Origin of the sequence: Staphylococcus caeli (assembly GCF_051413795.1) — a bacterium.
Taxonomy (GTDB): domain Bacteria; phylum Bacillota; class Bacilli; order Staphylococcales; family Staphylococcaceae; genus Staphylococcus; species Staphylococcus caeli_A.
Genome location: NZ_JBOIRQ010000024.1, coordinates 1 through 12,346, shown reverse-complemented (window position 1 = coordinate 12,346; position 12,346 = coordinate 1). Strand labels below are relative to the sequence as shown.

Annotated in this window: 9 protein-coding genes; 6 read left to right on the top strand and 3 right to left on the bottom strand. The window is 33.4% G+C overall.

The annotated features are described in order from the left end of the window. The first annotated feature begins 75 nt into the window (after positions 1 to 75). From ACSULM_RS10870 to ACSULM_RS10850, 5 genes are all read left to right on the top strand, one after another. Positions 76 to 1,428, top strand: coding sequence for an isochorismate synthase (locus tag ACSULM_RS10870; RefSeq protein ID WP_436862662.1), 1,353 nt, complete (start codon positions 76 to 78; stop codon positions 1,426 to 1,428). Then, positions 1,421 to 3,103 (top strand): 2-succinyl-5-enolpyruvyl-6-hydroxy-3-cyclohexene-1-carboxylic-acid synthase, encoded by a 1,683-nt coding sequence (gene menD, locus ACSULM_RS10865; RefSeq protein WP_436862661.1) that lies wholly within the window; start codon positions 1,421 to 1,423, stop codon positions 3,101 to 3,103. The genes ACSULM_RS10870 and menD overlap by 8 nt, the downstream gene beginning before the upstream one ends. Then, positions 3,090 to 3,896, top strand: coding sequence for a 2-succinyl-6-hydroxy-2,4-cyclohexadiene-1-carboxylate synthase (gene menH / locus ACSULM_RS10860; RefSeq protein WP_436862660.1), 807 nt, complete (start codon positions 3,090 to 3,092; stop codon positions 3,894 to 3,896). The genes menD and menH overlap by 14 nt, the downstream gene beginning before the upstream one ends. Continuing rightward, positions 3,889 to 4,707 carry a 1,4-dihydroxy-2-naphthoyl-CoA synthase gene (gene menB / locus ACSULM_RS10855; protein ID WP_069994885.1) on the top strand — a complete coding sequence of 273 codons (819 nt, stop codon included), beginning with the start codon at positions 3,889 to 3,891 and terminating at the stop codon, positions 4,705 to 4,707. The genes menH and menB overlap by 8 nt, the downstream gene beginning before the upstream one ends. A gap of 337 nt (positions 4,708 to 5,044) precedes the next feature. Further along, the gene (locus tag ACSULM_RS10850; protein ID WP_436862659.1) at positions 5,045 to 5,503 is read left to right on the top strand and encodes a MarR family winged helix-turn-helix transcriptional regulator; all 459 of its coding nucleotides are present in this window, start codon (positions 5,045 to 5,047) and stop codon (positions 5,501 to 5,503) included. A 91-nt stretch (positions 5,504 to 5,594) separates the two neighbouring features. Here ACSULM_RS10850 and ACSULM_RS10845 read toward each other — a convergent pair whose 3' ends face one another. Continuing rightward, positions 5,595 to 6,755 (bottom strand): aminotransferase class I/II-fold pyridoxal phosphate-dependent enzyme, encoded by a 1,161-nt coding sequence (locus tag ACSULM_RS10845; protein WP_436862658.1) that lies wholly within the window; start codon positions 6,753 to 6,755, stop codon positions 5,595 to 5,597. A 163-nt stretch (positions 6,756 to 6,918) separates the two neighbouring features. Continuing rightward, positions 6,919 to 7,923, bottom strand: a complete 1,005-nt coding sequence (locus tag ACSULM_RS10840) for an acyltransferase family protein (protein WP_436862657.1) — start codon at positions 7,921 to 7,923, stop codon at positions 6,919 to 6,921. A 203-nt stretch (positions 7,924 to 8,126) separates the two neighbouring features. Here ACSULM_RS10840 and ACSULM_RS10835 point away from each other — a divergent pair, with 203 nt between their 5' ends. Continuing rightward, positions 8,127 to 8,546: a MarR family transcriptional regulator gene (locus ACSULM_RS10835; RefSeq protein WP_436862656.1), complete on the top strand. Its 420-nt coding sequence runs from the start codon at positions 8,127 to 8,129 to the stop codon at positions 8,544 to 8,546. Between the two features lie 117 nt (positions 8,547 to 8,663). Here the strand turns inward: ACSULM_RS10835 and ACSULM_RS10830 are convergent. Beyond that, positions 8,664 to 12,346 (bottom strand): N-acetylmuramoyl-L-alanine amidase (locus ACSULM_RS10830; RefSeq protein ID WP_436862655.1); only part of this gene is annotated, 3,683 nt, incomplete at its 5' end.

Below are 12,346 nucleotides of genomic sequence, written 5' to 3'. Positions count from 1 at the left end.
AAACCATACACACATTGTGAAAAGTGGTACAATATTGTAATGAGTGCAAACTGATAAATGAAAGAAGTGAAATAGATGACTATAGACGTCAGAGAACGTGAAATTGTCGAGGCGGTATATGAAAACAATCATACTTGGGTTTCTGTTGAAGCAAAAATAAATGAAGTATTAGACCCTGCATTATTGTTCCATTTAACAGAAGATTTAGCAGGAGACCGTTTTTATTATAAGAAAAATGACAACGAAACATCATTCTTTGGCTATCATGCTATTACGAGACTCAAAAATGATTTTGAAAGTAAGCAATCCATTTTCCGTGAATGGGAAAAATATAAAAGTGATATAAGCTTAATTCATCCTAGTTCGGACAAACACCATTTGAAAATTTGTGGTGGTTTTCAATTTTCTACACATAAATCAGGTGATGAGTGGCGTGAATTTGGGATTAATCATTTTATATTACCAGAAGTATTAGTGACGATGGAAAAGGACGCGACTTATATAACGTATACGGTAAAAGCCAAAGATTTTAAAATAGATACCTTTAAAGCAATTATAGATAATTTGACGCAAAAAAACGTATTTCCTGATTGTGATATGGGAAATATCAAACGTATTGATGATATCTACAAAGATGAATGGCGTGATTTAGTTCAAGAGACAATTGATATGTTAGATGTACATAAGAAGATTGTCTTAGCTCGAAAACGTATGGTGATGTTTGATAGAGATATTAACATACCATATATTTTGAAAAAGGCATCACGAGGAGAACATAATAGTTATTTATTTGTCTTAGAATCACAAGACAGTGTCTTCTTCTCGCAAACGCCAGAGCAATTAATGGAAATCAAGAGTGGCGTATTATCAACGAAAGCTGTCGCAGGTACAATCAAGCGCACACATAACGATGAGATTGACAATGCAAACATTAAAGCTTTTTTAAATGATGATAAGAATTTAAATGAGCATCGCTTTGTTGTGGAAAGCATTTTAAGTGATATAGATACTTATGTAGAAGATACAACGTATAATAAGGAACCACAAATTTTAACTAATGACCACTTATATCATTTATATACAAAAATTAAAGGTAATTTAAAAAATAATTCATATATTGGCTTACTAGATAATCTACATCCTACACCAGCTTTGGGGGGTTATCCTAAAGGTGAAGCTATTAGCTATATTGAAGAAAAAGAATTTGGAACACGTGGGCTTTATGGTGCACCAGTAGGATATATCGATATGTATGATAATTGTGAATTTATTGTTGCGATAAGATCGATGTTGATTAAACACAATCAAGCTACATTATTTGCTGGTTGCGGTATCGTCAAGAATTCTGATGCAGATAGTGAAGTTGAAGAAACAGCAGTAAAATTTAACCCTATGATGAAAGCTTTAGGAGTTGAGGAATATGAATAACCATACAAATGCTTTAACAAAACAAGTATTTACATTTGTTTCAGAATTATATGCTTATGGTATTAGAGAGGTTGTTATTAGTCCAGGGTCTCGTTCGACTCCAATGGCAATCGCAATCGAAGCACATCCTAAAATGAAATCGTGGATTCACCCGGATGAACGTAGTGCAGCATTTTTTGCAATGGGCTTAATGAAAGGTAGCGAGAGACCTGTAGCTATCCTTTGTACGTCAGGTAGTGCAGCAGCAAATTATACTCCAGCTATATCGGAGAGTAGCCTAAGTCACTTGCCACTAGTTGTAATGACAAGTGATCGTCCGCATGAGTTAAGAGGGATTGGTGCACCCCAAGCCATAAATCAAGTGAATATGTTTAATAACTATGTGAAATTTCAGTTTGATTTTCCAATTGCTGATGAAAATGATGAACTGGATATTATGGAAAGTACGATTAAATTTCAATTACAGAAAGCAAGCCAATTTCTATATGGACCACACCGTGGCCCGATACATTTTAACTTGCCTTTTAGAGAGCCATTAACACCGAATGTCGAAAAAGTAGAATGGCTAACAGCAGATAGAAAAGTGTTGCCACATTATCAAAAAACAACAAGTCTTAATGAAATCAGTACAGTTGTTAAAAAGCGTAAAGGATTGATTATCGTAGGAGATATGCAACATCAAGACGTTGACCAAATACTGACATATGCTACGATTCATGACTTACCTATATTAGCAGATCCACTTAGTCAATTACGACGAGAACATCATCCTAATGTAGTAACAACTTATGATTTACTATTTAGAGCTGGCTTAGATTTAGAAATAGACTTTGTCATTCGTGTTGGCAAACCAGTCATTTCTAAAAAACTAAACATATGGCTAAAAGAAACCAAAGCCTTTCAAATTCTAGTACAAAATAATGATGAACCTGACGCCTTTCCAGTATCTCCTCAGGTGTCATATGAAATGTCGGCTAATGATTTCTTTAGACAAATGTCAGAAACACCAACCGTTGAGCGCAAACAATGGTTAGAAAAATGGCAGACATTAGAAAAACAGGCAATTGTTGAAATCAAAGACCACTTGAGAACTGCAACGGATGAGGCGGCATACGTTGCCAATGTAATAGATAAATTGTCATCCAAAGATACGTTATTTGTTAGTAATAGTATGCCTATCCGAGATGTAGATAATTTATTTATTGATTGTGACGCTGAAGTATATGCCAATCGCGGCGCAAATGGAATTGATGGCGTGATTTCAACAGCGTTGGGCATGGCTGTGCATAAACGTGTCACATTGTTAATTGGTGACTTAGCGTTTTATCATGATATGAATGGCCTACTGATGTCTAAATTAAATGATATTCAGCTGAACATTATATTATTAAATAACGATGGTGGTGGTATCTTCTCGTATTTACCACAAAAAGAAGCAGCAGATGCCTATTTTGAAAGATTGTTTGGTACACCGACAGGCTTAAACTTTGAACATACAGCATTATTATATGATTTTGCTTTTGAAAGATATGACACGATTGAGGCATTTAAATATGCAGAATTATCCAAATTAGGTTCACATATTTATGAAATTTTAACGCATCGTGAAGAGAACAAACAACAACATCTAAAACTCTATAAAAAGTTGAGTGATATTATAAATGTTACATTATAAATTTCATCAATCAGATAATCCTAAACAGCAGTTGTTAATTATGTTACATGGTTTTATCAGTGATCAGCATAGTTTTGATCAGCATATACAACAATTCACAAGCGAAATGAATGTATTGACTATTGATTTACCAGGTCATGGGGAAGACATGTCGGATGTTGAACAAGTGTGGGACTTTGATTTTATTTGCGAGCAATTAGATCTTACATTAGCAACGTTTTCGGATTATCAATTATTTTTACATGGTTACTCAATGGGTGGTAGGATTGCGTTGTACTACGCGATGCATGGACAAGTTAATTTGCACGGTCTTATACTTGAGAGTACTTCTCCAGGTATAGAAGATGAGGAAGAAAGAAATGAAAGACAACTTGTGGATCATGCTAGAGCCAAAGTGCTGGATATTGCAGGTTTAGAAATCTTCGTGAATGATTGGGAAAAATTACCGCTTTTCTATACTCAGTACGATTTAGATAAGGTGTGTCAAAAAGAAATTCGAGCTATGCGATTACGTCAAAATCCAGCACGTTTAGCAAAAGCATTGCGTGAATATGGTACAGGACATATGCCGAATTTATGGACACAATTAGCACAAATTAAAATACCTACTTGTATTATTGTAGGACAATTAGATGGGAAATTCTGTAAAATTGCGCAACGCATGACTACAGAAATAACTACTAGCAAACTACATGAAGTTGAAAACAGTGGACATACAGTTCATGTGGAAGAAATGGCAGAATTTGATAGAATAGTATTAGGTTTTATTCATAAGGAGGAGCAAAATGACTAGACAATGGGAAACAATTAGAGAATATAAAGAAATTAAATATGAATTTTATGACGGTATTGCCAAAATAACAATTAACCGTCCAGAGGTACGCAACGCATTTACACCTAACACGGTACAAGAAATGATTGATGCATTTTCAAGAGCACGTGATGATCAACGTATTTCAGTTATTATTTTAACAGGTGAAGGCGATAAAGCATTCTGTTCCGGTGGAGATCAAAAAGTACGTGGTCATGGTGGTTACGTTGGTGATGACCAAATCCCACGTCTAAACGTATTAGACTTACAAAGATTGATTCGTGTTATTCCGAAACCAGTTGTGGCTATGGTTAGAGGATATGCAGTCGGAGGCGGTAATGTATTAAATGTGGTATGTGACTTAACTATTGCTGCAGATAATGCAATCTTCGGACAAACTGGACCGAAAGTTGGTTCATTTGACGCCGGTTACGGTTCAGGTTATTTAGCACGTATCGTTGGACATAAAAAAGCGCGCGAAATCTGGTATTTATGTCGCCAGTATAATGCACAAGAAGCTCTAGATATGGGCTTAGTTAATACAGTCGTACCATTAGACCAAGTAGAAGACGAAACAGTACAATGGTGTCAGGAAATGAAACAACATTCACCAACTGCATTAAGATTCTTAAAAGCTGCAATGAACGCAGATACAGATGGTTTAGCTGGATTACAACAAATGGCTGGAGACGCTACGCTACTTTACTATACAACAGATGAAGCAAAAGAAGGTAGAGATGCGTTTAAAGAAAAACGCGATCCAGACTTTGATCAATTCCCTAAATTTCCATAAATTAGTGAAGAACTACAATTGTATTTCGCATTATTAAACAAAGAGCTAAATTAAACGTACAATGTTTAATTTAGCTCTTTTTATTGTAGATTTAAACAGACTGGTTTAGTAAGGAATGTTGAATGCAATTATAAAATTAAATTTTTGTCAAAATAAATATAATTAAATTCAAAATGTAAAAATAAAAATATTTTTACATTAATTTCTGTTGTTCAAACATTATTCAATTAATGGGAGAATACATTCTTTTATGAACACTTTATTACATATATTTATTAAAATTGACTAAAATTAAAATATATACTAATATAATATGTAAGGACTAGGGGTGAGAGTTATGACTTCAAACAATTTAAATGAATTGAGAAAAGAACTATGTTATCTTTTTTATATAACAAGTAAAGAAGTAGTCAATATATTTAATAAACATTTGAAAGAATTAGATATTAGTTTTCCAAATTTCATTGTTTTAATATATATAGAGAATGAACGTCCAATTTATATAAAAACGCTATGTGATGAATTATATTTAGATTCAGGTACAATTAGCCCAATTATTAAGCGTCTCGAAAAAAAAGAACTAATAGAACGTATTAGAACGGCTGATGATGAACGTAGAGTTAAAGTGAGATTAACTGACAAAGGATTAGAATTGAAGAAAAAATTCGCGCGTGTTTCCGAAGAGGTAATTCAGCAGTTTAATATGAAAACTGAGGATTCAATGGAATATTTACAGATTCTGAGAGCATTCGCAGAAAAAAATATTTATACAAAACATGATGAAGTAAAATCGTAGAATATTAAGCTGGTAAATCATCTGATAATATCTAAATAAAAGAAACCAAGAAAAGTTTTGAGCAGCTCAATAACTTTTCTTGGTTTTTTGTTTATTTATAATTATGTGAAAGGTACTGTTCAAGTCTTCGCATTGCCTCTTTTAAGGCATCAAGCTCATAAGCATATGAAATACGGACATGACCTTTACCGATGTCTGTAAAAGCAGATCCTGGCACAATAGCTACATGTGCATTTTCCAAGACATCAACGCAAAATTGAAAGTCATCATCTGTAAATTGTTTAATACTAGGGAAAATATAAAATGCACCTTCTGGTTTAGCGTCTAGTTCAAATCCAAGCGCCTCAAGTCGTTCAATTAAGTAATCACGACGCTCAATATAAGCTTCATTCATATACTGTGGCGCTTCAAGACCTTCGTTTAAAGCTGCAATGCAAGCAATTTGAGCTGGAACATTAGCACAAATGCAATTATAAGCGTGCATGAAGGTTAATTTTTCTATAATGTATTCTGGACCAATAAGAAAACCAATTCGAATTCCTGTAGCTGAATGTGACTTGCTGAGTCCACCGATGAGCAATAGCTGATCACGAATGTCATTAAATTCAGCGAATGATGTATGTGAACCTGTAAATGTATTTTCTGCATAAATTTCATCACTAATAATAAATAGAGACTTTTCTTTTAACATATTTGTCAGGGCTTGCACTTCATCATAAGATAATATCACGCCTGTTGGATTCGTTGGATAGTTAAGCAAAATAGCCTTCGTATGCGGAGTAATATGCGCCTCAACAGCCTCAGGCGTTACTTTATAACCAGTCTTAGATGTATCAATATAAATGGGGGTTCCACCGAGTGTCTTAATTAATGGAATATACCCAGAATATACGGGGGCAGGTATTAATATTTCATCACCTGGATCAATTATACTTCTTAACGCGGTGTCCAAAGCTTCGCTTGCTCCATTTGTGATAATAATTTCTTCGGTACTATACTTAAAATGATAGCGTTGTTCAAAATATTGGCTTACGGCATTTCTAGTTTCAATTAAGCCTTTATTATGTGAATAGTTAGTTTGATCTTCACGGATTGCATTTATATAAGCATCTTTCACGACTTGTGGCATCGGAAAATCAGGCTGTCCAATCGTTAAATTGATGCAATTTGGAATACCACTAATCCTACTGGAAAATTGTCTAATACTTGGTGCGCTTAAATATTTAGAATTATTGTTTAATGAAAGTTTCATTGTTTATATTTCACCTCAAATAAAATAACGAATCGTATTGATAATATGTATGATTGTGTAAAAGCTAATGTATTTGAATATTTTTAACATACTGTAACGTATGTTGATGTCATAGCTTTATCATAACATAATTAAAATCAATACAATTCGATTGATTGTTTGTCTATGCTTTAAATTTAGAAGGGGACTGTAAGTTTATAATGGGATTGGTCCATTTTGATATAAAACGTGTAGACAATACATATACGATGAGCATCGTAAATAGCAGTAAATATAAGTACGTGAAGACAGATATCGACTCTTTAAACGGATAGATACCAAAACCACGTATGATACCTATAACAAGACCGTGTAGTAAATATACATGCATCGTTTTACGACCGATATAAGTAAAGTAATGCGCTTTTTCAGAAATTAAATTTAAGAATGAAAATAAAGTAATTAAGATTATGAAATACAATAATAGTCTTTTAACCGGACTATATAAATCTTGTTTGCCTTCTAGTGACATATAAGGTGAATTGCCTAATAACCAGTCTGCATTAATCGGATGGTACGTATAAATGATATAAAAGGATACTAATACGATAATTGAAACCGGAATAAATTTTTTGTTTTTTAAAATTTGTATGTGTTTCGTCGTAAATAAATATCCTAAATAAAATATAGGAAAGAACATAATGGTTCTTGAAAAACTCATGTAATTGCCGATATTATCAGAATAGCCAGCAAAAAGAGAAACAATAATTGCAATGGGTAAAACAAAATAGGGTTTATAATCTTTTACAATCACTAATATCACATGGAAGAAAAATAAAGTCAGTAAAAACCATAATGCAAAAACTGGATCAAATGGATCAATTTTTACACTATCTTCTTTGCCAGTGAAATAATAATATAATGAGAAAAATCCAAAGAAAATGACATATGGAATTAATAATTTTTTAGAGACTTTTTCTAAATATCCGGCTTGACCAGCTTTTTTGGCAAAATAGCCTGAAATAAATAAAAAACCTGGCATGTGGAAGCTATATATTGTTAAATACAATGCAGATAAATGCTGACTCGCTTCAGTATAGGGTTGTAATAAATGTCCAAATACAACAAGAAAGATTAATACAGCTCTTGCATTATCAAAAAAGTAATCTCGCTCTTTTAATTGTGGCATAGGGGAGCTCCTTTAATAAGTTACGCTAAAATTTAAATATACTATATCTAATTTATTATAAATCGTATGAGAAATGCAACAATCTAGTACAATTTGTAGTTTAATATTGTATATTGTCATGAATACTATTATAATATTAGAAAATAAAATAGTGTATATAAATTCTGATGAAACTAATTTTAATGTAGTGGAGATGAAACAGCATGTATAAACAACTAGAGCAATTAATTACACTGACAAGCAATGACCTAAATTTAGTAAGTAGAAGGTTCGGACAACGAACGGACTTGACGTCAGATCAGCTAGAAATGTTGAGAATTCTGTACAATTACAAGATATTATCTCAATATGATTTGACTATGAAAATCAACAAGGAACAATCCATTGTTTCGCGTTGGATTAAAAAATTAAGTCAAATGGGGTACATTACAAGTAAACAATCAAGTAAAGATATGAGATGTAAAGATTTGATGGTAACTGATAAAGCTAAAGCATTAGTAGAACAGATTAATGAGGTAAGGGTCGCTTTAATTGAAGCGCGATGTCAACATCTTACCGCTAATGATATCGAAAATTTGAATCGTTTATTACATAAATTGAATTCACATCATGCATATATTTAATAACAGATAAAAAGCGTACATGAGTACAATCACAAATTTTGAAGTGATTATACCATGTACGCTTTTGTTTACTATTTGAAATTATTAGAAATACTTATTTTAACAGTCGAAACAATACTATTTATACGTATCAACGTCGAAGTATTTACCTAATTTATTCATTGAATCATAGAAGCCTTTAATACGTGTTGCATTATGTGATGCCCAAGCTACGTCTGTAGCGTATTGGTGAACACCTGGGTTTTCAGGGTTCCAACGCATTTTATAAAGTGTGTTTTGACCTTGGTGTATATATGATCCAGCGATAAATTTAGCACCACCAACGATTGCTTTTTTAACAGTATTCCAACCGTTATTTTTAGCTGTTGCAAAGCCTTGTCTAACCGCATCATTGTCAACTGCGCCAATACCAAACATATTATAATATTTGTTTTTACCGTTAGTGACAACTTTACCATTAACAACATCGCCGCCATTTGCAAGTTTAGAAGTACCATTACCAGTTTCAAGTAGGGCATGTGAAATCAAGTAAACTTCATTTATGTTATAAGCTTTAGCAGCTTCACTAAATGCTTCGCCTTGACCTTCTAAAACGCCTTTACCAATAAGTAGTTTATTTAAATCAGCAGAAGAGATATTCTGTGATTTGTCTAAACGTAAGAATTGATATTTTTGAGTTGGATCTTTAGCTAATTTGCTAGAGTCCATAGCATTTTTAATTTCTGCAGAAGTAGCATTTTCCCATTTACCAGGTGTACGTTGAATTTGAGGTTTATATGATAAACCTTTTTGTAACGCTACTGCTTGGTTTAACGTAAGTCCAGTTTTATAATATTTTACTAACTCTTTACGTAAGTCATTTTCTTTAACCCAAACAACTTTACCATTTGTTAATTTACCGTGATACCATGTAACACCATTAATGACTTGTTTTTCATAAACTGTGAAGATACCTTCGTAGAAATCTTTTAATGAACCGGAAGCTTTACCAGTAGTTGGATCAAGATAGTAACTTCCATTTTTATTATAAATAACGTAGTCATATTTAATTGGTGTCACTGCTGACTTAGACGCTGTTGGTGTCTTTGTTGTGCTAGGTTTAGTTGCATTTTGGACTTTGTTTAAATCTTTAGCAGCAATCCAACCTGTTTTATTATTTACGATGCCGTAAAGGTATTCATCTTTATCAACAAATACTGATTTTGAGGCTGTAAACTTATTGTTTTTAAGGTTTTTAAGAGCATCTAATTGTTGCGATTTAGTACCCCAAGGCACTGCATATAAACCACTATTTGTAGCTTTCACAGTATACTGACCTTTTTTAGCAGCTGTTTTACTTAGGCTGCGAGTATTAATATCTTTAGTATTAACCCAACCAATTGGGGTATTTTGTTTAGCATTTTGTATTAATACATAAGTGTTATCACCTTGCGTACGTTGTTTCGTAACTGTGTAAGTCTTGCCAGCTAATTTAGAAGCATCTTTGCCTTTTTCATCATAAACAGTTGATTTAACACCTGAATTTTTCGTATTAAGTTGACCAATTTTACTTACAGTTTGAGTTTGATTAGTAGTTGCTTTTTTAGCAGCTTCTTTAACTGTAATGTCACCAGTTAACATCCAACCTAAATTCGCATTCGTTTTATTATCTGTAATTAAGTAGAATGATTTACTGCCTAAAGTTGCTTTCTTACTTAGTTTGTAAGTTTTACCATTAACATAAGATTTTTGAACGCCTGCTTTATCATATACTGATGTGTATACACCATGATTTGATTTAGCTACTGTACCTTGTTGGTTAGTAAGGTTTGTAACTACTAATTTAGACGTTGTAGTTGACGGTTTGCTTGGTGTTGTACTTGTTGTTGAAAGTTTGCTTGGTGTTGTACTTGTTGTTGAAAGTTTGCTTAAGCTTACCCAACCAGTAATATTGTTAACAGTACCATATACATAATTGGTTTTACCAATTTGTTGTTGTTTAGTCGCTTTAAATGTTTGTGCAGATTTTCCAGAAACTGTACCAGCTTTTTGAGCGCTTGTTCCCCAAGGTACTGTATAAATCACTTCTCCTGGATTAATCTTATATGATTTATTAATTGAAGTCGCAGCTTTAGCAGCATTATAGCTAACATCACTTTGGTGTACCCATCCAAGTAAAGTACCTTTATTAAAGTCAGAGACTAAGTAGAAGTTTTCTTTACCGATAGTCGCAGATTTAGTGACTTTCAACGTTTGATTTACACGGTCTGTCTTTTTACCATTTTGGTCATAAACGGTAGTGTATAGACCATCATTTTTACTATTAATACGTCCGACACCGTTATTTGCAGTAACTTTAACAGTACCAGTCTTAGAAGGGGTAGTTGTACCCGTGCTTCCAGAACCTGTACTTCCAGATGAAGTAGTTCCCCAAGCAGCTGCTTTTCCAACTTTGATTAAATATTTTTCGTAAATTAAATCATAAAGTTCATCATAGCTATAATTATGTGATTCTAGGTAACCATGTGGGTCACTGTGATCAGAACCACCTAAGAAGTTACTTACCGCTCTGTGAGTCCAAACAGTTCCATTACCATCATATTCTGCACTATCAGGTGCTAAACCATAATATTGTAGATTTGTTGCAGCATAATCAGCATAGTTATTAATAGAACGCGCAAATGAATCATAGTCATGCGTGTGCACTAATTCTACGTGAATGAAGCGTTCATTGGCTTGAGGACCAGCACCCCATGCAAGGTAGTCTGTGTTCGCTGTTTCAATGATGCGATTGCCATCAACATAAGCATGAACGAAAGCGCTATTGTAGTTATTCTTCATATAGTTTACTTCGCCATCAATAGTTGAATTATCATTTGCGGTTTCATGTAAGACAATACCTTCTGGTTTACCATAGCGATAACTATATTTAGGTAAATAACTTGCGATATCTTGTTCGTAATTTGGAGTTTTGTAATTCTTCTTACGAATATAATCGTTGATAGAAGATTTTACTTTTGGTGAATATTTCGGTAACGCTACTTTTGATGTAGCTGCTTTTTCTGTTACAGCACGAGAAGCTGTTGTTGTATTTGTTGTTGCAGCTCTAAGTTTAGGTGTTGCTTTTTCTGTTACAGCACGAGAAGCTGTTGTTGTATTTGTTGTTGCAGCTCTAAGTTTAGGTGTTGCTTTTGCACTAAACGTTGAAGGTTGTGCTTTTGAAGTGCTTTCTGTTGTTTGTGCTTTTTTAGCAACTAACGCAGAAGGTTTTACTTCTTTATCAGAAGTGACTTCTTTTTTAGCTTCAGAAGTAGCTGTATCTTGAGCTTTTACATCAGTTGAATCATTAGAAGTTTTATCTTCAGATTTAGCTGTATCTTGTTGTTGCTTAGCAGTAGTAGTTGATGTTTTTTCAGAAGTAGCATCAGATTTTTCAACGTCAGAAGCAACAGTGTCTTGAGCTTTTACGTCAGTTGAATCATTAGAAGCTTTATCTTCAGATTTAACTGTATCTTGTTGTTGCTCAGAAGTAGTTGTTGTTTGTTCAGAAGTTGAATTAGATTTTTCAACATCAGAAGCAACAGTATCTTGAGCTTTTACGTCAGTTGAATCATTAGAAGCTTTATCTTCAGATTTAGCTGTATCTTGTTGTTGCTCAGTAGAAGCAGTAGCTTTCTCAGAAGTAGCATCAGATTTTTCAACGTCAGAAGCAACAGTATCTTGAGCTTTTACGTCAGTTGAATCATTAGAAGAAGTATCTTCAGATTTAGCTGTATCTTGTTGTTGCTCAGAAGTAGTTGTTGTTTGTTCAGAAGTTGAAT